We start from the raw sequence: 23,803 nt of genomic DNA, 5'->3' as shown, positions 1-23,803 counted from the left end.
AAAGGAGCGAACAGCTCCAGGGAGTCTAGTCACATGAGCACTTCGCAAACGGAGATCGAGAAGAGATCCGAAGAAAAAGTCCTGGTCGTCAAGCCGCTGGCGGACGTTCAGCCATCGGAGGTCGCGCAGGCGGCCGGCGAAGTGGACCAGTGGCTGCGCAGCATCAGCGACGGTTACGTCAATCTGGAGCGCATCAGGACCGTTGCCGGGGCACTGCCGGTCATCGGCAACATCATGTCGCTGGTCGATGCGCTGTGCGACATCATTGCCATCATCACCAAGAAGGCCAGCAACGAGGTCGAGGCCTTCTTCAACTGGGTCAGCCTGGCGATCAATCTGATCGGTATCGTGCCGGGCGCGGGTGGTCCCGTGCGCATGGGCTTGCGGCCTTTGATGCAAGTGCTGCGCCAGAAGCTTAAGACATCGACGCACGACATTGGCGTAACTGTGCTCGTGCTGTTGCAGGAGCATGTGAATTCCCAAGTGAAAGGTGAACTTGAGAAGTTCGTCACTACCGCACAGGACGAGCTCAATGGTCTGCTGGCCAAAGCTGGAATCCTGGGGCGGGGAATCACCGCAAGCTGGAGCGAAGGGCTGCGCAGGCTTTCGCAGGGAAAGCTCTTTGTCATCGACCCGCCGCCCGAGAAGTCGCGCTACGACCCAGGCGAGAAGTCCGAATACAGCAACTTCTTTGCCGCAGCCCTTGGCGCACTCTCGAACAGCGCAGAGGCAGTAAGTCAGAAGGCAAAGCAAGTCGCCAAGGAGCAGGCCAACGCTGTGTTCAAGCAGTTCGTCGTCGGGACTGCCATTGGCAAGGCGCTCGAGCGCAACGCAGACCTCCTCGACGTCCTCGGCACGCAGATCGAGCAGAAACTCAAGGAGCAAGGCGACAAGGCCGCCGAGCGTTCCGTTGGCTGGCTGCTGTTCACGCTCAAGGAGATACTGAAAAAAGGCGGCTCCCAAAAACTGGCGGCTGCACTGAACGGCAAAATCACCGCGCGGCGCGATGCGCAGAAGGCAGAGAGGCCGCTCGGTGTCGTCAGCCACGAGAACACCCAGGTCAAGAAAGACGGCAACTGCTGCACGGCCACGGGCGCAAAGGCGCCTGCAGCGCGTGGCAGGTCACGCCGCTCGATCAACTATGCCACCGGCAGCGAGACCTTCGTGCACACCGACTTCGTGCTGCCCGGTCTCATGCCCATCGTGTGGAGCCGCACCTACCACTCGCGCCTGGGCGCCTATGACAGCCCCGTTCTGCAAGGCAGCCATGCGGTGCCGGCCTACCTTGGCGCGCGCTGGACCACCGCGTACACCACACGCATCGAACAAGCCCAGGACGGAAGCCTGCGCTACTTCGGTGCCGACGGTCGCACGCACGAATTCCCCCGGCTCGCGGGGCCGTCCGAAGATGAGGCGGGCCAGACCCACCACGATCCCATCGAAGACTTGACCCTGGGGCGTGGCAACGATGGCCTCCTGATCCTCAGCCACGGGCGCGACTACATCGAGACCTTCGAGCTGGCCCCCGTGTTCTGGCACGACGGCAAAGCCCGCACGCGCAACAAAACCGTCTGCTACCGGCTGGCCTCGCAGCGCACGCGCGAAGGCCACACCACCGAGCTGGCCTACCGCCATGAAAGCGGCCAGCTCTCGGACATCGTCAGCGGCCAGACGCATGTCAGCACCGCCCTTGATGAACAAGGCCGTATCCAGAGCCTGTGGCTGGTGCAGGAGGCCCGGGCCGTGCGCCAACTGGCCACCTACGTCTACCGGGACCACGCCGATGGCAGCAGCGACCTCGTCGCCGCGCACGACGAGAACCAGGACATCTGGCACTACGACTATCTGCGCCACGCGGACAACAGCAGCACCCACCTCATCAGCCGCTACACCGACCGCACCGGTCGCGGCACGCACCTGCAGTGGATGCATGAAGACGGTTTCGCGGTTGTCATTGACAGCACCAACAGCGAGCGAGCCAAGGCCTGGCACGAACGCGCCGACGATGGCAGCTTCGACACCACCCTCATCTGGAACAAGCATGTCCGCCTGACCACCGTCGTCGATGCGCTGGGGGGAGAAACCCTCTACCACTACGACGAGCTCGGCTACATCTACCGCATCGTCTACCCCGGCATCACAGGCGTCGACGGCAAGATCATCGAGCACGAGGAGTGGTTCTTCCGCGATGCGCGCCGCAAGATCACCTCCCACCTGCATCCCGACGGCACCCAGGACAACTACAGCTACGACGCACACGGCAACCTCGCAAGCCATACCCAGGCCGACGGCAGCGTCATCCATTTCGCCTATGACGAGATGGACAACCTCACCGGCATCCGGGATGCCGAAGGGCATGCCTGGAAGCGTACCTACGACGGCACCCACCTGGTGGAAGAGATCGATCCGCTGGGTCACAAGACCGCGTACGCCTACAACGAGGCCGGTCTGCCGGTGGAAATCACCGACGCCAAGGGCGGCAAGAAGCAACTGGCCTATGACGCGGCCGGCCAGCTGACGGCCTACACCGATTGCTCCGGCAAGACCAGCAGTTGGGCCTACGACGAGCGCGGTCGCCTGGTCAAAGAGAGCAATGCGGCAGGCGAGGCCACCCAGTACCACTATGCGCGCGGCCAGCTGGCAGGTGTCACCCATCCCGATGGCGCCCAAGAGTACTTCGATCACGATGCCGAAGGCCGCTTGCTCGCGCACCGCGATGCCTTGCAACGCGAGACCCGCTACCAGTACACCGTGGCCGGCCAGATCGCCCAGCGCATCGACGCCAACCACCACACGCTCGACTACCAGTGGGATCGCCTGGGCCGGCTGGTCACGCTGCGCAACGAGAACGGCAGAACCCACAGCCTGCGCTATGACCCCCTGGGCAAGCTGTTGGCCGAAGTTCACTTCGACAACGTCAAGACCAGCTACGGCTACACGGCATCGACGGGCGTGCTGCACCAGGTCAACGAAGGCGATGCGGTCACGCAGCTCGAATTCGATCCCATGGGGCGGCTCCTGCGGCGCAGCGCGGCGCTGTACATCGAGCCCATGGACAGCCAGGGCCAGCCGACCGGGCGCACCCTGGACCGCGAGCATGCCCAGGCCGACCACTATGCCTACGACGGCAACGGCCGGCTCGTCGATGCGAGGAACGCCGGCATCCAGTTGCAGTGGTTCTACGATGCCGCCGGCAACACGAGGACCGAGCACCATCACTACCTGATCGACGACCAGGGCAAGCCGAGCAGCCAGCCGATGACGGCCGTCTGGCAGCACCGCTACGACGAACTGGGCAACCGCATCCAGACCACGCGCCCCGACGGGCACACCACCACCTGGTTGACCTACGGCTCAGGCCATGTGCACGGCCTGATGCTCGACGACATGGAGGCCCTGCAGATCGAGCGGGACGACCTGCACCGCGAGGTCAAGCGCACGCAAGCCAACGAGGTGGCACAGGAGCAGCAATACGACCCCGTGGGGCGGCTGAAGGCCCAGATGCTCAGCCGCGCCGAGCGGTTGGGTCAAAGTCCTGGTGCGCCTGCCTCCAACACCTCGGCGCTCGGCATCCGTCGCCAGTACACCTACGACCGGGCTGGCCAGCTCACCGACATCGGTGACAGCCGCCGCGATGGCCTGAGCTATCGCTACGACCCGGTGGGGCGGTTGCTGCAGGCGCAAAGCCGACTGGGCACCGAGACCTTCGCCTTCGATCCGGCCAGCAACATCCTGGACCCGATGACGCCGGTGGCCAAGGAGGCCGGGACGATCCACAACATCCCTGCCATCCTGAACAACCTGGTGAAGGACTACGCCGGCACGCACTTCACGTACGACGTCAGGGGCAACATGGTCGAGCGCCTGCACCAAGGCCAGCGCACGCGCTTTGCATGGGATGCCCTGGGACGCCTGAGAGAGGCGCGCACGCAGGACACCCGCACCTCATTCCTGTACGACCCGCTGGGTCGGCGCATTGCCAAGCGCAGCGAGCCGATCGTCATGAGCTCCGGGATGGACGGCAGCCACTACCACGCAGCCGAATACCAGCGCCAGATGGACGAACGTGGGCTGGGCACGGTGCTCTTCGGGTGGGATGGCAATCAGATGGCTTGGGAGTCGGACTCGGCGCGAAACCGGACAGTGCACTACGTCTTCGAGCCCGATAGTTTCGTACCGGTGTTGCAGGCCAGCGTACAGGGGCCCATCACGCGGAGCTTTCTGAAGCGACCCGCCAAGGCGACGAACGCGTACACCAACCAGGAAGGCAGCTACGACCTGGACCTGGACCCGCTCTACAACGGGGACTACGCGCCGGGCATCGGCGATGACGGGGAGCCGTCGAAGTCGCTGGAGAACATCCACTACTACCAGTGTGACCACCTCGGCACGCCGATGGAGCTGACCGATGAGGGCGGCAACATCGCGTGGGAGGCGAACTACAAGGCGTGGGGTGAGGCGAGGCTCACGATCAGCGAGGCGGGCAGGAAGGCGGGGCTGAGGAATCCGATTCGGTTCCAGGGGCAGTATCTGGACGAGGAGACCGGGCTGCACTACAACAGGTATCGGTACTACGATCCCAGAACAGGGCGGTTCATATCGAAAGATCCTATTGGCCTAGCGGGCGGGATCAACGGACATCAATACACGCAGAACCCGGTTGCTTGGGTCGATCCGCTAGGACTGACGGGAACTACTCTTTTTCGAGGAATGACTGTTGATAGCGATGGTGGCCCTGTTGTTTATTCTGGCTCGACAGGAGGTGGATCAAACGCGGCAAATTCGCTCGGGGTCAGGCCTGGCGAGCTTGGAATGTCAACTGATCCTGTTATTGGAAATATCCCGCCTCATCGCCGCCCGGTAGATTTCGGTGGCACTCAAAAAAATGCCGGAATGTTCGGCATAGATAGCGATGAACTTGGTGCGCATGGATTGATAGCTCAGTCAGATGGCAAGGGTAGCCGCACTCACGTCAGTATCACAACCGTCCAGGGCGTATGTACATGCGAACTGGGAGATCGGCTCGCAAAAACGAAATCACTCTGGAAAAGGACTGCTCCATGAATTGCATTATTTTCAGCGAAATAGAAAAAGCGCTGTCGCAAGATTTTTCAGTAGAAGCGTTGAGGCAGCTTGCAATTGATCTGCGAGAAAATGGAGTAAGCAAGGCGGAAATTTTGGAAAATTTCCGTGAATTCGATCTTGCCCTAAAAAACAATGAAAGAAATGAGGCGAGCGACTATGTGGAAGAGGTAATAGACATGATGACTGGTTACTATGTCGGGCGGAATCTTGATTTGAAGTGAAAATAGATGTGATTCAACGAGCAATTTCAAAAGATGCTGCTTGTGAACGGGATGTGGTGACAGTTGACGTGGGGCGGGGCATTGAATGCGGAGCCCGGCAAAAAAGTGACGGCTGTTTGGCGACAACCTCAAAAGCCACTGTGTTTGGAGGACCAAACGGGGCCATCACTGCATGCCCAGGACTTGAGCATTGATGCCAACAAGATCTCAGCCGATGAACGGCGTCGATGTCGTCCGCGAAGGGTGACGAGTCGAGAGCTACCCAGAAAGAACCCCTCAGTCCGTCAGCCCCGCCCGCGCCAGCTCCACGTCCAGCCGCTCCCGCGCATCCGCCGGCGTCAGCGTCGCCGCCTTCTCGTACAGCCCGTTCGCCTCGCCGAGGCGCGACTCGCCGTGCAGCATCAGCAGCGCACGCGCGTACTCCATCATCCCGGCCGCCGACTGCGGGTGCAGCGCCAGTCCGCGCTCGAACAGCTCGATCGAGGTCTCGGCGCGCACGCCGTAGGTCATGCGCCCGACCAGCGCGCCGACCTTGTCGATCACCTCGGCGTGGAAGGCGGCCAGCGCGAGGTGCGCGTCGCCGTGGTCGGGCTGCAGTTCGATCACGTGCTCCAGCGCGCCCTTGAGCTTGGTGCCCAGGCCCTGCGCCAGGGCGCGCGCCACGCTGATGCCCTGGCTGTAGCGGCCCAGGGCGTAGGCCTGCCAGTACAGCGCCTGGCAGTTGTCGGGTTCGGCCGCGACTTGCGCGCCGGCGCGTTCGATCACCTGGCGGAACATGGCGAGCCGCACGGCCTCGCGCGGCTCCAGGTAGTTGGCGTAGATGGCGGTCGCCTGGTTGGCGAGCGCCAGTCCGTCGGGGCCGTGCCGCAGGCCGAGGGCGGCGGCGCGTTCGAACTCGCCGCTGTGGTACAGCGCCCAGCCTTCGGCCAGCGGCGCGTCGGGCGCGGGCGGCGGCAGTGCGTGGCCGGCGTGCAGGCGCTGCCAGTGGGCGAGCAGGCTGCGCGCGTCGTAGCGGGGCACGTCGGGGTAGGGAAGGGGCGTCCAGGGTTCGGTGCCGGCGGTGGCCGTGGCCGCGGCAGGGCCGGCGGACAGCAGCGAGAGCGGTTTGAAATCGGAGTGGGGCATGGATGTTCTAGGCCGCCATATCGACAGTCGGTGGCACGGGGCTGGGGTTGCTGGCGGCGCTTTCGCCGTTGTAGGCATTGCTCAGCGCCAGCAGGTGGCGGCGCTGGTCGCGTGCGAGGTAGGGCGCGAGCAGATGCAGCGTGTGGTGGCCGCCGCGCATCAGCGCGCCCTGCGCGTGCGCGGGCTCCAGCGCCTGGCGCGGGTTGCGCACGTACTCGTAGCTGAGCCAGTAGGTCAGCACGACGACCATGCTCTGGGCCAGCGTGTCGACCTCGTGCGCATCGATGTCCAGGTGGCCGGCGCGGCTCAGGCCGGCGATCAGCTGGCGGATGGCGCGCGCCTTGTTCTTGAGCACGAGCTGGAACTGGGTCTCCAGGTGCCGGTTCTTGCTCAGCAGGTCGTTGAGGTCGCGGTACAGGAAGCGGTAGCGCCAGATCAGCTCGAACAGGCTGTGCATGAAGAACCAGGCGTCCTCCACGTCGTGCACGCCCTCGCTGGCGTGCAGCAGCTCGTTGAGCTCGGCTTCGTAGCCTTCGTAGAGCTTGTTGATCAGCTCTTCCTTGGCGGGGTAGTGGTAGTAGAGATTGCCGGGGCTGATGTTCAGCTCGCCGGCCACCAGCGTGGTCGACACGTTCGGTTCCCCGAAGCGGTTGAACAAATCCAATGCGGCTTCGAGGATGCGTTGCGCAGTGCGGCGTGGCGCCTTCTTTGCCATGTCGGTGCCCCCGTGGTTTCTCTTGGTCTTGGGGGCACTCTAGCGCATGTGCGCTGCACCATGAACGGTGCGGGACATGTTTTGCGGCGCTGATTTTTTGTGCAGTGCCGCAATTACAGAACGATGTCAGCCGGCCTTGGTGCGGCGCAGGGTCTTCTTGGCGGCGGGGGCGGGCGCGGCCTTGCGCGCGGCGGACTTGCGGGGCGCCGTGGCGGCGGTCTTGGCATCGCGCTGCTTGAGCTGGGCCTCGAGCGCCTCGACGCGCGCCTGCAGCGCAGCCACGTCGGCGGCCGAGGGCACGCCGAGCTTTTCGAGCGCGCGCGCCACGCGGTCTTCGAAGATGTTCTCGAGCTTGCCCCACTGGCCGGCGGCCTTGGTGCCGAACTCGCTGGCGAAGCCGGCCATGCGCTGCTGGGCCTGGGCCAGGGTTTCCTCGGCGGCCTGCTGGGTCTTCTTCTGCATGCCGGCGCCGTCCTTGACCAGCGCCTCGAAGGCCTTGCTGCCTTCCTGCTGCATCTTGGCGAAGGCGCCGAGGCCGGCCAGCCAGATCTGCTGGGCCGAGTCCTTGATGCGGTCGGTCTTGTCGTTGCTGTCGTCGTCTCGGGAGGTGGCCATGCGGTGTGTTCCTTGGGATGCAATCACACGACTCTAGCCGCCCGGGCGCGCCGTGGTTAGGGCGCGCCGCCTATCCCCGCGCCCGTGATCAGGGCGTGCCGCCGGCGGCGCGGCTGGCGTCCAGGTGCGCCTTGGCGCGCTCGGCCAGCGCCATTTCGCCGGGGGTGCCGGGCACGAAGGCTTCCACCGGCAGCGGCCGGCCGTGCGAGTCGACCGAGACGAACACGATCAGGCATTCGGTGGTCTTTTCCATCACGCCGCCCTTCATGTCGCCGCTGCGCACCTCGACCGAGATGTTCATGCTGGTCTTGCCGGTGTAGGCCAGGCGGGCCTCGACCTCGACCAGGTCGCCGATCATGATCGGCCGGTGAAAGCGGATGCTGCCGATGAAGGCGGTGACGCAGTAGCGCTTGGCCCAGCTGGTGGCGCAGGCGTAGCCGGCCTCGTCGATCCACTTCATGACCGTGCCGCCGTGGACCTTGCCGCCGAAGTTGACGGTGCTGGGTTCGGCCAGGAATCGGAGGGTGATGGAAGACATGGGGCGCCTTTTTTCTGTGGGCTGTGGGTGGGGAGCCGCGATTATGCGAGCGCCCGGGCGTCCTTTGGCGCCCGCCCGCCGCTGTTCAGCTGCCGCTGAACAGCTGGGCCAGCGTGCGGCGCAGCCAGGCGTTGCCCGGGTCGGCATGAAAGCGCTCGTGCCAGTGCTGCTTGACGGCGTAGGCCGGCAGCGTGAAGGGCGGCGCCAGCACCTTCACCGGCTCCTGCGTGGCCAGCACGTTGCCCAGGATGCGCGGCACCACCACGATCAGCTCGGTGTGGGCCACGATGCGCGCCACGCTCAGGAAGCTGGACAACCGCACCACCACGTTGCGCTTGAGGCCCAGGCGCGCGATGGTGGTGTCGACGATGGCGTGCCCCGTGCCCGAGCTGGACACCACCGCGTGCGCTTCTTCCTCGAAGCGCTTGCGCGTGAGCTTGGCGCCGATGCGCGGATGATTCTGCGCCGCCAGGCAGACGAAGTTCTGCATGAACAGCACCTGCTGGTAGAAGCCCGCGTCCAGCTGCGGCATGAAGCCCACGGCCAGGTCGACGTCGCCGTCCTGCAGCCGGCGGCCGCTGTGGGTGGAGATGATCTCGGTCTCGATGTGCACGCCCGGCGCCGCATGGCGCAGGTGGTCGAGCAGGCCGGGCAGCAGCACCACCTCGCTGATGTCGGTCATGCAGATGCGAAAGCGCCGCTGCGCGCGCGCCGGCTCGAAGCTGCTGCGGTTGCCCTGCGCCTGCGCCAGCTGCGCCAGCGCCTCGCGCAGGTTCGGGTAGATGCGCTCGGCGTGGGGCGTGGGCTGCATGCCCTGCGCGGTGCGGGTGAACAGGCGGTCGTCGAAGTGTGCGCGCAGCTTGTTCAGCGCCGTGCTGGCCGCGGCCTGCGCCATGCCCAGGCGCTCGGCCGCCTTGGTGACGTTGCCGGTCTTGTAGACCTCGTCGAACACGGCGAGCCATTCGAGATCGAGCTTGGACATGGGGTGAGGCGGGACGGAGCCCTGAAGGCGAAAGGCACCATTATCGAAATTTCAAATTCCGTGTATTGGCACGCGGTCTTGAGGAAATAGTGGTGCGGGTCAACAATGCCGCCAACGGAGACACCGACCCCATGAACCCCGCTTCTTCCCATGCCGCCAGCGCGCCGGCCAACGCCGCCGAGCGCCGCGACTACTACGCCCGCATCCGCCCGCTGAACCTCTCGCCGCTGTGGGAGTCGCTGCACGTGCTGGTGCCGCGCGAGCCCGCGAGCCCCTGCGTGCCCGCGCTGTGGCGCTACGACGAGATCCGCCCGCTGCTCATGGAGTCGGCCGACCTCATCACCGCCGAAGAGGCCGTGCGCCGCGTGCTGGTGCTCGAGAACCCGGCGCTGCCCGGCAACGCGTCGATCACGCAGTCGATCTACGCCGGCCTGCAGCTCATCATGCCGGGCGAGGTGGCGCCGTCGCACCGCCATGTGCAGTCGGCGCTGCGCTTCATCGTGGACGGCAAGGGCGCCTACACCACCGTGGGCGGCGAGCGCACGACCATGCACCCCGGCGACTTCATCATCACGCCCTCGTGGGCCTGGCACGACCACGGCAACGAAGGCATCGGCGGCGTGACCGAGCCGGTGGTCTGGCTCGACGGGCTCGACATTCCCATGCTGCGCTTCTTCGACGCCGGCTTCGCCGAGAACGACGACGCCAAGGTGCAGCACGTGGCGCGGCCCGAAGGCCACAGCCTGGCGCGCTTCGGTCACAACATGGTGCCGGTGCGGCACGACCACACCTCGGCCACCTCGCCGATCTTCAACTACCCCTACCTGCGCAGCCGCGAGGCGCTGGCCCAGTTGCAGAAGCAGGAGGCGCCCGACGCCTGGCTCGGCCACAAGCTGCGCTACATCAACCCGCTGACGGGCGGCTCGCCGATGCCGACCATCTCGACCCAGCTGCAGCTGCTGCCCAAGGGCTTCGCCGGCCAGGCGCACCGCGCCACCGACGGCACCGTCTACAGCGTGGTCGAAGGCCACGGCACGGCCGAGATCGCCGGCCAGCGTTTCGACTTCGGCCCGCGCGACACCTTCGTCGTGCCCTCGTGGGCGCCGTTGCGCCTGTCGTCGCCGAACGAAGACACCGTGCTCTTCAGCTTTTCCGACCGCCCCGTGCAGCAGGCCATGGGCATCCTGCGCGAAGCCTTCCTCGAAGACGCCTGAAAGCGCGGCGACCTTCTTTCCTTCTTTTTCTTGTTTGTCTGATGTGCCGTCCCACGCGGCAGGAGCTTCCATGTCCTTCGTCTTCACACCCCCTTCCATCGTCGGCTTGCCCATCGTCGGCTCCGACCGGCAGTTCCCCGTGCGCCGCGTCTACTGCGTGGGCCGCAACTACGCGGCGCATGCGCGCGAGATGGGCTTCGACCCCGACCGCGAACCGCCGTTCTTCTTCTGCAAGCCCAACGACGACGCCTCGGTCGTGCCCGTGGCCGAAGGTGCCACCGGCGCCGTGCCGTACCCCTCGCTCACGAGCAACTACCACTACGAAGCCGAGCTGGTGGTCGCCATCGGCAAGGGCGGCAAGGACATTCCTGTCGACCAGGCCGCCAGCCACATCCACAGCTACGCCGTGGGCCTGGACATGACGCGCCGCGACCTGCAGATGAAGATGCGCGAAGCCGGCCGTCCCTGGGAGATCGGCAAGGCCTTCGACTTCTCGGCCCCCATCGCGCCGCTGCGCACGCTGGCCGACGTGGGCGAGATCAACGCCGGCGCCATCACGCTCGAGGTCGATGGCCAGGTGCGCCAGAACAGCGACATCACGCACCTGATCTGGTCGGTGAACGAGGTCATCGCCAACCTCTCGACGCTGTTCGCGCTGCAGCCCGGCGACCTGATCTTCACGGGCACGCCCGAAGGCGTGGGCGCGGTGAAGCCGGGCCAGACGATCAAGGTCAGCATCGAGCGACTGCCATCGCTCACGGTCCGCATCGACTGAGCGTCCCGGCCCGCGCATGACCCTCTCGAAGCAACCTCCTTCCGTGCTGCTCGTCGGCGGCGGCATCGGCGGCATGGCGGCCGCGCTCGCGCTCGCACGCCTGGGCGTGGCCATCGACCTGCTCGAACAGAGCGCCGTCATCGGCGAGATCGGCGCCGGCCTGCAGCTCGGCCCCAACGCCTTCGCCGCGCTCGACGCGCTGGGCGTGGGCGAGGCCGTGCGCCGCAGTTCGGTGTTCACCGACCGGCTCGTGATGATGGACGCGGTCGACTGCAGCGAAGTCGCCTCGGTGCCCGTCGGCGAGGCCTTCCGCGCGCGCTTCGGCAATCCGTATGCCGTGAGCCACCGCGCCGACCTGCACGGCGCGATCCACGAGGCAGTGAAGCAGCATCCGCTGATCCGCTTCCACACTTCGGCGCAGGTCGAGGCGATCGACATCGGCGCGCACGGTGTCACGGCCGTCACGCGCGACGGCCGCCGTTTCCAGGCCGACGCCATCGTCGGCTGCGACGGCGTGAAGTCGGTGGTGCGCGCCAAGCTCATCGGCGACGCGCCGCGCGTCTCGGGCCATGTGGTCTACCGCGCCGTCGTGCCCGCGGCCGACATGCCCGCCGACCTGCAATGGAACGCCCCCGTGGTCTGGGCCGGCCCGAACTGCCACCTGGTGCACTACCCGCTGCGCCACGGCGAGCAGTACAACCTGGTCGTCACCTTCCACAGCCGCGATGCCGAAGAATGGGGCGTCACCGACGGCAGCAAAGAAGAGGTGTTGTCGTACTTCGAAGGCGTGCACGCGCGCCCGCGCCAGCTGCTCGACCGCCCGACCTCGTGGCGCCGCTGGAGCACCGCCGACCGCGACCCCGTCGAGCGCTGGAGCGACGGCCCGGCCACGCTGCTGGGCGACGCGGCGCACCCCATGATGCAGTACCTCGCGCAGGGCGCCTGCATGGCGCTCGAAGACGCCGTGACGCTCGGCGAGGCCGTGAAGGCCTGCGACTTCGACATGACCGCCGCCTTCCAGCGCTACGAACAGGCCCGCATCGCACGCTGCGCGCGCGTCGTGCTGTCGGTGCGCGAGATGGGGCGCCTGTACCACGCCCAGGGCGTGGAGCGCCTGGTGCGCAACAGCCTGTGGACCGGGCGCACGCCCGAACGCTTCTACGATGCGGTCGAATGGCTGTACGCCTGGCGGCCCGAGCACTGCCTGGGCGACACGCCCGCGCCGCGCTGACACGGTTTTTTCACCCGATCCCTACCAACGAGGCCGAAGGCCCAGGAGACACCCCATGAACTTTCCGCGCGCATTGCTGACGACCGCCGTCCTGGCCCTGACCGCCGCCTCCGGCGCCTGGGCGCAGGGCAGCGACTACCCGAGCAAGCCGGTGACGCTGATCACCCCGTTCGCGGCCGGCAGCGGCCCCGACGCGGTGCTGCGGCTCGTGTCCGACAAGCTCTCTCGCCTGTGGAACCAGCGCGTGGTGGTCGACAACCGGCCCGGCGGCGGCGGCTTCATCGCCATCGACCAGGCGCGCCGCGCCGCGCCCGACGGCTACACGCTGCTGCAGCTGGACAGCGAGCACATCGCCGCGCTGCCGCACCTGTACAAGTCGCGCAACTTCGTGACCCTGCAGCACTTCGACCCGGTCGCCTCGCTGTTCCGCACGCCCTTCTTCGTGGCCGTGGGCACCGAGTCGAAGTGGAAGACCATGGGCGACCTGATCGCCGCCGCCAAGGCCAACCCCGAAGGCGTGGTCTACGGCTCGTGGGGCGTCGGCAGCCCGGGCCACCTGGGCGCGCAGCAGCTCGAAGCGCTCACGGGCATCCGCATGCGGCACGCGCCGTACCGCGAGGTGTCGCAGCTGTATTCCAACGTGGGCACCGGCGAGGTGCCGTGGGCCTTCGCGAGCATCCCGTCGAGCCAGGGCATCTACAAGGCGGGCAAGCTGCGCTACATCGCCGTGGCCGCGCCCAAGCGCATCCCGCAGATGCCCGACGTGCCCACCATGGCCGAGGCCGGCGGCCCGGCCTCGCTGGAGGTCAATTCCTTCGTGTCGCTGCTGGCGCCCAAGGGCGTGTCGGCGGCCGTCAAGGCCAAGATCAACGCCGACGTGGCCAAGGTCATCGCCGACCCCGACATCCGCGCCCGCTTCGACACCTTCGCCTTCGAGCCGCTGGCCTGGTCGCCCGAGGAGATCGAGCGCAACGCCGAGGCCAAGTCGAAGGTGTACGGGGAGCTGGTGCGCCGGGGCAACATCAGCCTCGACTGACGAGGGGGCGCCTTGCCCAGGGCTCGGCGCGCCAGTTAAGCTGGCTCTCTTTGCATTTTTGTTTACCTTTTAACTGTCTTTTCCCATGCAAGCCACCAAGAGAGCCCTCCTGATCGCCTGCGGCCTGGCCGCCACCGCGGCGCTGCCGCTGTCCGCCAGCGCCGACACCCCCGCGTGGCCGACCAAGCCGATCCGCCTGCTGGTGGGTTTCCCGGGCGGCTCCACGCCCGACATCGCGGCGCGCACCATCGCCGAGCCGCTGTCCCGCGCGCTGGGCCAGCCGGTCGTGGTGGACAACAAGGCCGGCGCCTCGGGCAACATCGCGGCCGACCAGGTGGCCAAGGCCACCGACGACCACACGCTGGGCATCGTCATCAACGGCAACCTCACGTCGTCGAAGATGCTGTACCCCAAGCTGCCGTACGACCCGGCGAAGGACTTCACGTACCTCTCGCTCATCGCCACCGCGCCGCTGGTGCTCGTGGCGCAGAACAGCCTGCCCTCGGGCACCGCCTTCTTCGACGCCGCGCGCCAGGCCGGCGACAAGTGGAACTACGGCTCGGTGGGCGTGGGCTCGGTCGGCCACCTGGGCATGGAACTGCTCAAGAGCCGCGTGAACGGCTTCAAGCCCGAGCACGTGCCCTATCAGGGCAACCCGCAGGTCGTCACCGGCATGCTGGGCGACCAGGTGCAGATGGGCCTGATCCCGCCGGGCGTGGCCATGCCGCAGATCCGCGCCGGCAAGCTCAAGGCCGTGGGCCTCACGGGTGGGCGCAGCGCGCTGGTGCCCGAGATCGCCCCGCTGGCCGAAGCCGGCGTGAAAGACTTCAACCTCGAGGTGTGGGTGGCGCTGCTCGGCCCGGCCAACCTGTCGAAGACCGCGCAGGCCCGCATCAGCCGCGAGATCGAGATCGTCATGAAAGACCCCGACGTGCGCCGCAAGCTCTTCGAGCAAGGCTGGCAGGCCGTGGGCACCTCGCCGGACGGCATGCGCACGCGCGTGAAGGAAGAGGCGGCGATCATGAGCAAGATCATCGCCACCCGCGGCATCAAGATCCAGTGATGACAACGACGACGCAGCAACCCACCCTGACCGAACCGGCGCGCGCGCTGCCGGTGTTCGGCGACTTCGACGTGGTCGTGGTCGGCGGCGGCCCCGCCGGCATTGCCGCCGCCGGGAGCGCCGCGCGCCACGGCGCGCGCACGCTGCTGGTGGAGCGCTACGGTTTTCTCGGCGGCATGGGCACCGCGGGCGGCGTGACCAACTTCGCGGGCCTGTACGGCAAGCGCCGCGGCGAGATGACGCAGCTGGTGCGTGGTGTGGTCGACGACCTCATCGACCGCATCGCCGGCTTCAACGGCATGAACGCGCCGCAGAACGGCATGGGCGGGCGCATCTGCGTGCGCTCGTACGACACCTCGGCCTACAAGCTGGCCGCCGACCAGCTGCTCGAAACGGCCGGCGTGCAGATGCTGTTCCACGCGTATGCGGCGGCGGTGCTGCACGATGGCGCGCGCCTTGCCGCGCTGGTGGTCGAAACGAAATCGGGCCGCCAGGCGATCCGCGCCAACGCCTTCATCGACGCCAGCGGCGACGCCGACGTGGCGGCCTTCGCGGGCGTGCCCTTCGAAGTGGGCGACGGCCACGGCAGCGGGCTGTTCCCGACCACCATGTTTCGCATCGGCCAGGTCGACGCGCCGGCCGCGCTGGAAGCGGTGGGCGAGTTCTCGGCCATCAACGGCTTCATGGCGCGCGCCGAGCAGCAGCACCCGGGCAAGTACAGCTTTCCGCGCGAAGGCGCGATCCTGCGGCCCAACAAGGACCCGCGCGAATGGCGCGCCAACGTCACGCAGATCCGCAACGCCGAAGGCCGCGCGATGAACGGCGTCGATGCGCGCGAGCTCAGCGACGGCGAGCTCGAAGGCCGGCGCCAGATCGCTGCGTACTTCAAGTTCCTGCAGGCCGAGGTGCCGGGCTTCGCGCCGTCGGCCATCGTGGAGATCGCGCCGCAGGTCGGCATCCGCGAGACGCGGCGCATCCAGGGCCTGTACGCGCTGGGCCGCGAGGACATCCTCGGCTCGGCCACCTTCGACGACACCATCGGCCTGAACGCCTGGCCGATGGAAATGCACGCCGACGGCCGCATCGAGTGGGCCTTCCCGCGCGACGAAGCCAACGCCTACAACCACCTGCCGTGGCGCATGCTGGTGCCGCAGACGCTCGACAACCTGCTGGTGGCCGGGCGCTGCGCCTCGATGACGCACGAAGGCCAGTCGGCCGCGCGTGCCAGCGGCGGCTGTTTCGTCATGGGGCAGGCGGCGGGCACGGCGGCGGCCTCGCTGGGCAGCGGGCGCTTCGCGGCGATCGACGTGGCGGCGCTGCAGAAAAAGCTGGCGGCCGACGGCGTCGACCTGGACCGTTGAGGGCGGCGCGGCGCTAGAGTCCGGGGCTGGATGAACTCGAACCCCGGACACACCGTGCCTCTTTCTTCTTCGCTGTCGACCCCCGCGCGTCGGCTCTTCCTGGCGCTGGCCTGCGCCGCCTTCGGCCTGCTGCAGGTGGGCTGCGCCAGCACCCCCGAGGGCGACCCCGTCCACGGCAAGGACCGCGTGCTGAGCTTCGTCGCGGCCAAGGACGGCCGCAAGGTCGCCATCGCCGGCGACAAGTACCACTACGTGTTCGACGGCGACCCGTCCGTGGCCGCGCTGCTGCGCTGGGACGGCCGCACCAAAGTCACGCCCGCGCTCATCGGCGAACTGAAGGTGGCGCGCAACCAGAGCTTCGAAGGCCAGTACGTGCTGATGGCCTTCGACGCCGACCTGACCCCCGAAGACCGCAACTTCCTCGTCCAGACCGGCTTCGCGAAGGCCGAGGTGAAGTACGGCGACCGCACCGGGCCGGTGCTGCGCTACTTCGGCACGGTCTACGGCAAGCGCTACGCGGCGGTGGCGCTGAAGTCGGCCGACACGGTCGATTTCTCGCGGCGCCAGTACCTGAAGTACGTCGAGCAGGAAACGCTCAGCGGCCCCTTCACCCAGGCCGCGCGTTCGCCGCTGGCGTACGGCGCCGACGGCGCGATGCTGCTGGGCGGCGTGCCGGTGCGCATGGTGGACGGCGGCACCGACCACGGCTGCAGCCTGCGCCTGATGCTGGACATCTGCTTCTTCAAGTAGGCCCGCCGGGCGCCGCTGACCGGGCCGCGACAGCGCGCGGGCCCGGCCTTTGCTATCGTCGTGGATTGCTTTTCTGCGCCGAATCCCTTCCCCCGATGACCCCCGAACCCGTCCTTGCCGCCCGCCTCGTTGCCGACCTCGTCGCCCTCATGCAGCTCGAACCCCTGGGCGGCGACCGCTTCCTGGCCCAGAGCGAGGACATCGGTACGCCCGCCGTCTTCGGCGGCCAGGTGCTCGGCCAGTCGCTCATGGCCGCCAGCCTCACGGTGGGCGCCGAGCGCCCGGTGCATTCGATGCACGCCTACTTCCTGCTGCCCGGCGAGCACGCGCCCATCGAGTACAGCGTCGACCGCGTGCGCGACGGCCGCAGCTTCACCACGCGCCATGTGGTGGCGCGCCAGCAGGACCGCATCATTTTCGAGATGTCGGCCTCGTTCCAGACCGTGGACGAGGGTGTCGAGCACCAGTTCCCCATGCCCGCGGTCGAAGGCCCCGAGGGCCTGACCAGCGAGCTCGACCAGCGCATCGCGCTCGGCGACCGCCTGCCCGAACCCTGGCGCTCCAAGGCCATCCAGCCGCACGGCATCGAGTACCGGCGCGTCGACCCCGAAGACCTGCTGCGGCCCGAGGTGCGCCCGACCGAGAACCAGAGCGCCATCTGGATGCGCGCCATCGCGCCTCTGCCCGACGACCTGACGGTGCACCGCGCGCTGCTGGCCTACGCCTCCGACCACGGCCTGCTGCGCGCCGCCATGCTGCCGCACGGCCTGAGCTTCATGAGCGGCCAGGTGCGCCCCGCCAGCCTGGACCACGCGATGTGGTTCCACCGCGATTTCCGTTTCGACGACTGGCTGCTCTACGTGGTCGATTCGCCCAGCGCGGGCGGCGCGCGCGGCCTGTGCCGCGGCAGCCTCTACACGCGCGACGGCCGCCTCGTGGCCTCGGCGGCGCAGGAGGGCATGCTGCGCATCCGCAAGCCGGGGTCGCCGCGCACGCCGATCACGGGCTGAACGGCCTGCCTCCTTTTTCAACACCTACTCGATCGCTCCGGCCATGAAGATCTTCTTCTCTCCCGCGTCTCCCTTCGTGCGCAAGTGCATGGTCGTGGCCCACGAGCTGGGCGTAGCCGATCGCATCGAGAAGCTCCCGAGCGCCGCCGGCCCGGTGAAGCGCGACGCTCGCATCCTGCCGACCAACCCGCTGGGCCAGGTGCCGACCTTCCTCACCGACGACGGCCAGGCGCTGTTCGACAGCCGCGTGATCTGCGAGTACCTCGACACCGCGTACGCCGGCAGCCTGTTCCCGGCCACCGGGCCCGCTCGCTGGGCGCGCCTGACCGAGCTGTCATTGGCCGACGGCATGACCGGCGCCGCGCTGCTCGCGCGCTACGAGACCATGCTGCGCCCCGAGGCGCTGCGCTGGAGCGACTGGACCGACGGCCAGCTCGACAAGGTGCGCACCGGCCTCGAATGGCTGGAAGCGGCGGCGCCATCGTTCGGCGATCGCGTCGACATCGGCACCATCGCCTTCGGCTGCGCGCTGGGCTACATGGATTTCCGCTTTCCCTCGGTGGACTGGCGTGCCCAGGCGCCGAACAGCGCGAAGTGGTTCGCCGTGTTCAGCCACCGGCCGTCGATGCAGGCCACGTTGCCGACGGCCTGAACGATGACGTTCGACGATCTCTCGCGCCGCACCGGCATCGAAATTCCCCCACTGCTGCAACAGCTCCTCGCCAGCGGGCCGCCCGATCTGGTCGGCTTCCCCGACTTCGAGTGGCTGGACGCCGAGCAGGCGGCCAACGACCTCGATGAGTGGCTCGACGCCAAGTGGCAGGACGGCCGCCGCTTCCTGCCCTTTGCGCAATCGGGCGCGGGCGACGCCTACTGCCTCGTGCCGCTGGACGGCGGCGCCGTGGGCGTGGCCTTCGTGTGGCACGACAACGAGGAAAGCAGCGTCGGCCACGGCTCGTTCGCCGATTTCGTCTGCGCGAAATTCCTGGAAGCCTTCGTCGACCTGAGCTACCTCGGCGACTGGGACCTGTCCGAGCCCGAGATGGCCGAGCGCATCGCGGCCGACGTGGCCACCGTCACGGCTTTCATGGACGACACGGAAACCGCCGCCTACCTGCAGGCGCTGAGCCGGCAGCCGCTGGTGTCGCGGCCTTTCAAGACGGGCCCGCGCGCCAGGCCCGAGCAGGTGCCCTCGCTGATGCCGCAGGCCGGGTTCGACGAAGACCTGAAGCGCTTCACCCTGCAGGACAGCGCGCCTTTCCCCGTGAAAGCGCGCTGGGACATCGAGGGGTAGGCTACGGGGTTTCATCCGAAGGAGGAACCCACCATGTCAGATCAGAAAGTAGCCATCGTCACCGCCGGCGGCAGCGGCATGGGCGCCGCCGCGGCGCGCAAGCTCGCGGACGACGGCTTTCGCGTCGCCATCCTGTCCTCGTCGGGCAAGGGCGAGGCGCTGGCGCAGGAACTCGGCGGCCTCGGCGTCACCGGCTCCAACCAGTCGAACGACGACATCCAGCGCCTCGTGGACAAGGTCGTCGGCGAATGGGGCCGCATCGACGTGCTCGTGAACAGCGCCGGCCACGGCCCGCGCGCGCCGATCCTGGAGATCAGCGACGACGACTGGCACCGCGGCATGGACGTCTACTTCCTGAGCGCCGTGCGCCCCGCGCGCCTCGTGGCGCCGCACATGGTGAAGCAGGGCGGCGGCGCGATCATCAACATCTCGACCTTCGCCGCCTTCGAGCCCGACCCGGTGTTCCCGACCTCGGGCGTGTTCCGCGCCGGCCTCGCGGCCTTCACCAAGCTCTTCGCCGACCAGTACGCCAAGCACAACGTGCGCATGAACAACGTGCTGCCCGGCTTCATCGACAGCTTGCCCGAGAAAGAAGTGTTCCGCGAACGCATCCCGATGGGCCGCTACGGCCGCAGCGCCGAGATCGCCGCCACCATCGGCTTCCTGGCCTCCGAGGGCGCGGGCTACATCACCGGGCAGAACCTGCGCGTGGACGGCGGCATCACGCGCTCGGTCTGAACCCGGCAGAGGCGCCCATGACCGCCCCCACCCCGGTGCACGAGCACATGGACCGCACCCTTGCGTCCTACGAAGCGTCCGCGCGCGACTACAACGCGATCGTGGCGGGCCACCGGCCGCCCGAGATCGAGGACGCGGTGCGCCGCATGATGCAGCGCGTGCCCGCCGGCGGCTCCGTGCTCGAGATCGGCTCCGGGTCGGGGCAGGACGCCGACTTCGTCGAATCCCTGGGCGGCGTCGTGAGGCGCACCGATGCGGTCCAGGCGTTTCTCGACCTGCAGGCCGAGCGCGGCAAGAAGGGCGAACTGCTCAATGTCGTCACGGATGCGCTGGGCGGTCCCTGCGACGCGGTCCTTGCGATGTGCGTGCTGATCCATGTCGATCGCGCGCAGATCGCGCCGGTGCTGCGCAAGGTGTTCGACGCGCTCGCGCCCGGCGGGGTTTTCCTCGCGGCCATGCGCATCGGCGAAGGCGAGACCCTCGGCGACTACCAGACCGTGTACTGGGCGAAAGACGCGTTCGCCGACGCGCTGGCCGCGGCGGGCCTTGACCTGCAATGGGACAGCCAGTGGATCGGCCGCGACGACGTGACGTGGGCCAATTTCCTGGCGTGCCGTCCGCGCTAGCAGCGGACGGACGAACGCCGGCTCACACGCCCAGGTAGCGCGTCCACAGCGACCGGTCGGCGTCGAGCGCGGCCGAGTCGCCCTGCCACACCACGCGCCCGCGTTCGAGGATCACGTGGCGGTCGGCCAGCGGCAGCAGGCGCTGCACGTACTTGTCGACCACCAGGATCGCCTCGCCTTCCGACTTCAGCGTGGCGATGCAGTGCCAGATCTCCTCGCGGATCACCGGCGCCAGGCCTTCGGTGGCTTCGTCCAGGATCAGCAGGCGCGGGTGCGTCGACAGCGCGCGCGCAATGGCCAGCATCTGCTGCTCGCCACCCGAGAGCTGGTTGCCCGCGTTGGCCTTGCGCTCCGACAGGCGCGGAAAAAGCTTGTACAGCGCCTCCACGGTCCAGCGCGGCGCGCTGCCGGGGCGGGGCCGTGCGAAGGCGCGCAGGTGCTCGTCCACGCTGAGGTTGGGGAACACATGGCGCCCCTCGGGCACGATGGCCATGCCGCGCCGCGCGATGGCGTCGGGCCGGTGGCCACCGATGGCCGCGCCGCAGAACTGCACGCCGCCGCGCATCGGCGCGATCGTGCCGGTCAGCACCTTCAGCAGCGTGCTCTTGCCCATGCCGTTGCGGCCCAGCAGCGCCATCACTTCGCCCGCGCCGACGCGCACGTCGATGCCGAACAGCACCTGGCTGGCGCCGTAGCCGGCTTCGATGGCGGTGGCCTCGAGCAGGGTGGATGTCGTGGTCGTCGTGCTCATGCGTGTCCTTCCGCTTCGGTGCCGAGGTACACGGCTTGCACATCGGGGTGGCCCCGCACTTCGTCGGCCGTGCCGCTCATCAGCACCTTGCCCTGCACCAGCACCGTGAGCCGGTTGGCGAGGCGGAACACGGCGTCCATGTCGTGCTCGATCAGCAGGATGGCCATCGATGCGCGCAGCGATTCGATGAGATCGACCATGCGCGCCGATTCGTCGGGGCCCATGCCGGCCATCGGCTCGTCGAGCAGCAGCAGCTTGGGCTCGGCGGCCAGTGCCAGCGCCACGTCGAGCGCGCGCTGCGCGCCGTGCGGCAGCGTGCCCGCGATGCGGTGGCGCTCGCTGCCCAGGCCCACGCGGTCGGCCAGCGCGTGGGCGCGGTCGACCAGGTCGCGTTCGTTCGCACGCGGCGCCAGGAAGCGCAGGCTGCTCCCTGCATGGGCCTGCGCCGCGAGCATCAGGTTGTCGTGCACCGTTTCCTTGGCGAACACGCGCGTCACCTGGAAGCAGCGCGACATGCCGGCGGCCACGCGCTGGTGGTCCTTGTAGGCCGTGATGTCCTGCCCGTCGAGCATCAGCCGGCCCGCGTCGGCCTCCAGCAGGCCGGTGATGAGGTTCACCAGCGTGGTCTTGCCCGCGCCGTTGGGACCGATGAGCGCATGCACTTCGCCGCGCTCCACCGTGAGGCTCACGTGGTCGGTCGCCAGCAGGCCGCCGAAGCGCTTGACCAACCCTTCGATTCTGAACAGGCTCATGGCTTGGTGCTCCCTGCGGCAGTTGCAGCGGAAGCCGCTGCTGCTGCGACCGTGCGGCGTTTCGTCGACAGTGCGGCGAGGCCGCGCGGGGCCCAGAGGGCGACGGCGATCAGCAGCAGGCCCAGCGGCATGTGCCAGTGTTCGGTGTGCTGCTTGAGCACTTCCTCCAGCACCAGCCAGACCACGGCGCCCACCGGCCCGCCCCAACTGCGGCCCAGGCCGCCGATGACGACCATCACCACCAGAGTGGCCGACTGCGTCCAGTGCATGGTCGCGGGGCTCACGAAGCCGTTGCCGCCGGCCAGCAGCGCGCCGGCCAGCCCGGCGATCGCGCCCGCGATGGCGAAGGCCACGAGCTGCAGCCGGAACACCGGGTAGCCCAGTGCGCGCATGCGCGTCTCGTTGTCGCGGATGCCCATCAGCGCATGGCCGAAGCGCGCCTGCGTGGCGCGGTGCAGCCACCACAGCGCGAGCGCCACCACCACGAGCACCACCCAGTAGAAGGTCGACTCGTTGCCCAGGTCCAGGCCCGGCAGCAGCGTGGGGCGCGACATGAGCGTGTAGCCGTCGTCGCCGCCGTACTTGCGCAGCGACACGACGACGAAGTACAGCATCTGCGCGAAGGCCAGCGTGGTCATGATGAAGTACACGCCGCGCGTGCGCAGCGCCACCGTGCCGATCAGCGCGGCCACCAGGCCCGCCACCAGCGCGGCCAGCGGCCACAGGATCCAGGCCGACATCACGCCGGCGTCGCTGAGCGCCACCACCGTGTAGGCGCCCATGCCGATGAAGCCCGCGTGCCCGAGCGCCACCATGCCGCCGAAGCCGAGGATGAAGTTCAGGCTCGCGGCGGCCAGCGCGACGACGAGCACGCGCCGCACGAAGCCGATGTAGAAGTCGAGCCCGAACAGCGGCGCGACCAGCGGAAAGGCCGCGAGCGCCACGAGGAGCAGCCCGAGGCCGAAGGTGCGTGACGAGGGTTTCATGCGCGGGCGGAGAAAAGGCCCGAGGGCCGGAAGATCAGGACGACGACCATGAGCGCGTACATCGCCACTTCGGCGAACAGCGGCCCCAGGTCGGCCGCCGTGGCGGGCGGCAGCGTGGCGCGCAGCAGCATCGGCACGAAGGCGCGGCCGATGGTGTCGACCACGCCGACCAGCAGCGCGGCCACGAAGGCGCCGCGCACCGAGCCGATGCCGCCGATCACCAGCACCACCAGCGCCGGGATCAGGATGGCTTCGCCCATGCCCACCTGCACCGCGACGATCGGGCCCATGAGCGCGCCGGCCAGCGCGGCCAGCGCCGCGCCGAGCAGGAACACGCCGTTGAAGATGCGGCCCACGCGCACGCCCATCAGCTCGGCCATCGGCCGGTCGGACGCGCCTGCGCGCACCCGCATGCCGATGCGCGTGTGGTTCACCAGCACGTACAGCGCCAGCGCCATCAGCAGGCCGCCCGCGAGCACCACGAGGCGGTACGAGGGGTAGGGCAGGCCGTCCATCAGCTCGACCGGGCCCGAGAGCGCGGCCGGCGTGGGGGCCATCACGGGCGAGGGGCCCCAGATCATCTTGACGATGTCGTCGGCCACCAGGATCACGCCGAAGGTGGCGAGCACCTGCGCCAGGTGGTCGCGCTTGTAGAGGCGGCGCATCAGCAGCACCTCGATGAGCAGCGCCACCACCACGGTGACGAGCACCGCCACCACGATGGCGGCGGCGAACGAGCCGGTGCGCGTGTGCGCCTCGGCCGCCACGTAGGCGCCGGCCATGAACAGCGAGCCGTGCGCCAGGTTCAGCACGTCCATGATGCCGAACACCAGCGTGAGGCCCGCCGCCAGAAGAAAGAGCATCAGGCCGTAGCCGATGCCGTTGAGCAATTGCTCGAGGACAAGAATTCCGCTCATAGCATCCAAGGAGTGCCC

Annotated in this window: 23 protein-coding genes; 14 read left to right on the top strand and 9 right to left on the bottom strand. The window is 68.1% G+C overall.

What is annotated here, in order from left to right; all coding sequences use genetic code 11:
- Window positions 1-33 precede the first annotated feature (33 nt).
- Window positions 34-5,064 carry an RHS repeat-associated core domain-containing protein gene (locus tag AC1RLW_RS24640; RefSeq protein WP_493195483.1) on the top strand — a complete coding sequence of 1,677 codons (5,031 nt, stop codon included), beginning with the start codon at window positions 34-36 and terminating at the stop codon, window positions 5,062-5,064.
- Window positions 5,061-5,306 (top strand): hypothetical protein, encoded by a 246-nt coding sequence (locus AC1RLW_RS24635; protein ID WP_493195482.1) that lies wholly within the window; start codon window positions 5,061-5,063, stop codon window positions 5,304-5,306. The genes AC1RLW_RS24640 and AC1RLW_RS24635 overlap by 4 nt, the downstream gene beginning before the upstream one ends.
- Before the next feature lie 276 nt (window positions 5,307-5,582).
- Here AC1RLW_RS24635 and AC1RLW_RS24630 read toward each other — a convergent pair whose 3' ends face one another.
- From AC1RLW_RS24630 to AC1RLW_RS24610, 5 genes are all read right to left on the bottom strand, one after another.
- Window positions 5,583-6,431, bottom strand: a complete 849-nt coding sequence (locus AC1RLW_RS24630) for a hypothetical protein (protein WP_493195481.1) — start codon at window positions 6,429-6,431, stop codon at window positions 5,583-5,585.
- Between the two features lie 7 nt (window positions 6,432-6,438).
- Entirely contained in the window at window positions 6,439-7,146 is a 708-nt protein-coding gene (locus AC1RLW_RS24625; protein ID WP_070063441.1) for a TetR/AcrR family transcriptional regulator, read from the bottom strand.
- Window positions 7,147-7,272: 126 nt separating this feature from the next.
- A complete protein-coding gene (locus AC1RLW_RS24620) occupies window positions 7,273-7,761 on the bottom strand; it encodes a phasin family protein (RefSeq protein WP_062476098.1) in 489 nt (162 codons plus the stop codon).
- 88 nt (window positions 7,762-7,849) lie between these two features.
- On the bottom strand, window positions 7,850-8,299 hold the full coding sequence (locus AC1RLW_RS24615; protein ID WP_062476095.1) for an acyl-CoA thioesterase: 450 nt from the start codon (window positions 8,297-8,299) through the stop codon (window positions 7,850-7,852).
- An 85-nt stretch (window positions 8,300-8,384) separates the two neighbouring features.
- Entirely contained in the window at window positions 8,385-9,281 is an 897-nt protein-coding gene (locus AC1RLW_RS24610) for a LysR family transcriptional regulator (RefSeq protein WP_062476092.1), read from the bottom strand.
- 131 nt (window positions 9,282-9,412) lie between these two features.
- Between AC1RLW_RS24610 and gtdA the strand changes: the two genes are divergently transcribed.
- The 12 genes from gtdA (at window position 9,413) to AC1RLW_RS24550 (ending at window position 20,379) form a co-directional block, all read left to right on the top strand.
- On the top strand, window positions 9,413-10,495 hold the full coding sequence (gtdA, locus tag AC1RLW_RS24605) for a gentisate 1,2-dioxygenase (protein ID WP_493195480.1): 1,083 nt from the start codon (window positions 9,413-9,415) through the stop codon (window positions 10,493-10,495).
- Between the two features lie 70 nt (window positions 10,496-10,565).
- Window positions 10,566-11,270, top strand: a complete 705-nt coding sequence (locus tag AC1RLW_RS24600) for a fumarylacetoacetate hydrolase family protein (RefSeq protein ID WP_492743139.1) — start codon at window positions 10,566-10,568, stop codon at window positions 11,268-11,270.
- 16 nt (window positions 11,271-11,286) lie between these two features.
- Window positions 11,287-12,501, top strand: coding sequence for a 3-hydroxybenzoate 6-monooxygenase (locus tag AC1RLW_RS24595; RefSeq protein ID WP_493195479.1), 1,215 nt, complete (start codon window positions 11,287-11,289; stop codon window positions 12,499-12,501).
- Window positions 12,502-12,556: 55 nt separating this feature from the next.
- The gene (locus tag AC1RLW_RS24590) at window positions 12,557-13,537 is read left to right on the top strand and encodes a Bug family tripartite tricarboxylate transporter substrate binding protein (RefSeq protein ID WP_159278818.1); all 981 of its coding nucleotides are present in this window, start codon (window positions 12,557-12,559) and stop codon (window positions 13,535-13,537) included.
- An 85-nt stretch (window positions 13,538-13,622) separates the two neighbouring features.
- Complete coding sequence (locus tag AC1RLW_RS24585; protein ID WP_493195478.1) at window positions 13,623-14,600, top strand: Bug family tripartite tricarboxylate transporter substrate binding protein; 978 nt, start codon at window positions 13,623-13,625, stop codon at window positions 14,598-14,600.
- On the top strand, window positions 14,600-15,961 hold the full coding sequence (locus AC1RLW_RS24580) for an FAD-dependent oxidoreductase (RefSeq protein WP_493195477.1): 1,362 nt from the start codon (window positions 14,600-14,602) through the stop codon (window positions 15,959-15,961). Before AC1RLW_RS24585 ends, AC1RLW_RS24580 begins: the two co-directional genes overlap by 1 nt.
- Window positions 15,962-16,015: 54 nt before the next feature.
- Window positions 16,016-16,711: a hypothetical protein gene (locus AC1RLW_RS24575; protein WP_240531275.1), complete on the top strand. Its 696-nt coding sequence runs from the start codon at window positions 16,016-16,018 to the stop codon at window positions 16,709-16,711.
- A 95-nt stretch (window positions 16,712-16,806) separates the two neighbouring features.
- A complete protein-coding gene (locus AC1RLW_RS24570; protein ID WP_062476073.1) occupies window positions 16,807-17,721 on the top strand; it encodes an acyl-CoA thioesterase in 915 nt (304 codons plus the stop codon).
- A gap of 43 nt (window positions 17,722-17,764) precedes the next feature.
- A complete protein-coding gene (locus tag AC1RLW_RS24565; RefSeq protein ID WP_493195476.1) occupies window positions 17,765-18,373 on the top strand; it encodes a glutathione S-transferase in 609 nt (202 codons plus the stop codon).
- A 3-nt stretch (window positions 18,374-18,376) separates the two neighbouring features.
- Window positions 18,377-19,015, top strand: coding sequence for an SMI1/KNR4 family protein (locus tag AC1RLW_RS24560; protein WP_493195475.1), 639 nt, complete (start codon window positions 18,377-18,379; stop codon window positions 19,013-19,015).
- Between the two features lie 33 nt (window positions 19,016-19,048).
- Window positions 19,049-19,753: an SDR family oxidoreductase gene (locus AC1RLW_RS24555; protein WP_493195474.1), complete on the top strand. Its 705-nt coding sequence runs from the start codon at window positions 19,049-19,051 to the stop codon at window positions 19,751-19,753.
- Window positions 19,754-19,770: 17 nt separating this feature from the next.
- Window positions 19,771-20,379, top strand: a complete 609-nt coding sequence (locus AC1RLW_RS24550; RefSeq protein WP_493195473.1) for a class I SAM-dependent methyltransferase — start codon at window positions 19,771-19,773, stop codon at window positions 20,377-20,379.
- Window positions 20,380-20,401: 22 nt separating this feature from the next.
- On the opposite strand, the gene AC1RLW_RS24545 is transcribed toward AC1RLW_RS24550, so the two are convergent.
- The 4 genes from AC1RLW_RS24545 to AC1RLW_RS24530 are packed head-to-tail and all read right to left on the bottom strand — an operon-like array spanning window position 20,402 to window position 23,785.
- A complete protein-coding gene (locus tag AC1RLW_RS24545; protein ID WP_062476058.1) occupies window positions 20,402-21,130 on the bottom strand; it encodes an ABC transporter ATP-binding protein in 729 nt (242 codons plus the stop codon).
- Window positions 21,127-21,882, bottom strand: coding sequence for an ABC transporter ATP-binding protein (locus AC1RLW_RS24540; RefSeq protein ID WP_159273561.1), 756 nt, complete (start codon window positions 21,880-21,882; stop codon window positions 21,127-21,129). The genes AC1RLW_RS24545 and AC1RLW_RS24540 overlap by 4 nt, the downstream gene beginning before the upstream one ends.
- Entirely contained in the window at window positions 21,879-22,868 is a 990-nt protein-coding gene (locus AC1RLW_RS24535) for a branched-chain amino acid ABC transporter permease (RefSeq protein WP_493195472.1), read from the bottom strand. Before AC1RLW_RS24535 ends, AC1RLW_RS24540 begins: the two co-directional genes overlap by 4 nt.
- Window positions 22,865-23,785, bottom strand: coding sequence for a branched-chain amino acid ABC transporter permease (locus tag AC1RLW_RS24530; RefSeq protein WP_062476050.1), 921 nt, complete (start codon window positions 23,783-23,785; stop codon window positions 22,865-22,867). The genes AC1RLW_RS24535 and AC1RLW_RS24530 overlap by 4 nt, the downstream gene beginning before the upstream one ends.
- Between the last annotated feature and the right edge of the window lie 18 nt (window positions 23,786-23,803).

The sequence above is a fragment of the Variovorax sp. GW822-FHT04A09 genome, assembly GCF_058801005.1.
This window is presented reverse-complemented; position numbering and strand designations above follow the sequence as displayed.

Bases quoted from the DNA above. Each gene is read 5' to 3' on its own strand.
- AC1RLW_RS24640 (WP_493195483.1), top strand. From the start codon at position 34: ATGAGCACTTCGCAAACGGAGATCGAGAAGAGATCCGAAGAAAAAGTC.
- AC1RLW_RS24635 (WP_493195482.1), top strand. From the start codon at position 5,061: ATGAATTGCATTATTTTCAGCGAAATAGAAAAAGCGCTGTCGCAAGAT.
- AC1RLW_RS24630 (WP_493195481.1), bottom strand. From the start codon at position 6,431: ATGCCCCACTCCGATTTCAAACCGCTCTCGCTGCTGTCCGCCGGCCCT.
- AC1RLW_RS24625 (WP_070063441.1), bottom strand. From the start codon at position 7,146: ATGGCAAAGAAGGCGCCACGCCGCACTGCGCAACGCATCCTCGAAGCC.
- AC1RLW_RS24620 (WP_062476098.1), bottom strand. From the start codon at position 7,761: ATGGCCACCTCCCGAGACGACGACAGCAACGACAAGACCGACCGCATC.
- AC1RLW_RS24615 (WP_062476095.1), bottom strand. From the start codon at position 8,299: ATGTCTTCCATCACCCTCCGATTCCTGGCCGAACCCAGCACCGTCAAC.
- AC1RLW_RS24610 (WP_062476092.1), bottom strand. From the start codon at position 9,281: ATGTCCAAGCTCGATCTCGAATGGCTCGCCGTGTTCGACGAGGTCTAC.
- gtdA (WP_493195480.1), top strand. From the start codon at position 9,413: ATGAACCCCGCTTCTTCCCATGCCGCCAGCGCGCCGGCCAACGCCGCC.
- AC1RLW_RS24600 (WP_492743139.1), top strand. From the start codon at position 10,566: ATGTCCTTCGTCTTCACACCCCCTTCCATCGTCGGCTTGCCCATCGTC.
- AC1RLW_RS24595 (WP_493195479.1), top strand. From the start codon at position 11,287: ATGACCCTCTCGAAGCAACCTCCTTCCGTGCTGCTCGTCGGCGGCGGC.
- AC1RLW_RS24590 (WP_159278818.1), top strand. From the start codon at position 12,557: ATGAACTTTCCGCGCGCATTGCTGACGACCGCCGTCCTGGCCCTGACC.
- AC1RLW_RS24585 (WP_493195478.1), top strand. From the start codon at position 13,623: ATGCAAGCCACCAAGAGAGCCCTCCTGATCGCCTGCGGCCTGGCCGCC.
- AC1RLW_RS24580 (WP_493195477.1), top strand. From the start codon at position 14,600: ATGACAACGACGACGCAGCAACCCACCCTGACCGAACCGGCGCGCGCG.
- AC1RLW_RS24570 (WP_062476073.1), top strand. From the start codon at position 16,807: ATGACCCCCGAACCCGTCCTTGCCGCCCGCCTCGTTGCCGACCTCGTC.
- AC1RLW_RS24565 (WP_493195476.1), top strand. From the start codon at position 17,765: ATGAAGATCTTCTTCTCTCCCGCGTCTCCCTTCGTGCGCAAGTGCATG.
- AC1RLW_RS24560 (WP_493195475.1), top strand. From the start codon at position 18,377: ATGACGTTCGACGATCTCTCGCGCCGCACCGGCATCGAAATTCCCCCA.
- AC1RLW_RS24555 (WP_493195474.1), top strand. From the start codon at position 19,049: ATGTCAGATCAGAAAGTAGCCATCGTCACCGCCGGCGGCAGCGGCATG.
- AC1RLW_RS24550 (WP_493195473.1), top strand. From the start codon at position 19,771: ATGACCGCCCCCACCCCGGTGCACGAGCACATGGACCGCACCCTTGCG.
- AC1RLW_RS24545 (WP_062476058.1), bottom strand. From the start codon at position 21,130: ATGAGCACGACGACCACGACATCCACCCTGCTCGAGGCCACCGCCATC.
- AC1RLW_RS24540 (WP_159273561.1), bottom strand. From the start codon at position 21,882: ATGAGCCTGTTCAGAATCGAAGGGTTGGTCAAGCGCTTCGGCGGCCTG.
- AC1RLW_RS24535 (WP_493195472.1), bottom strand. From the start codon at position 22,868: ATGAAACCCTCGTCACGCACCTTCGGCCTCGGGCTGCTCCTCGTGGCG.
- AC1RLW_RS24530 (WP_062476050.1), bottom strand. From the start codon at position 23,785: ATGAGCGGAATTCTTGTCCTCGAGCAATTGCTCAACGGCATCGGCTAC.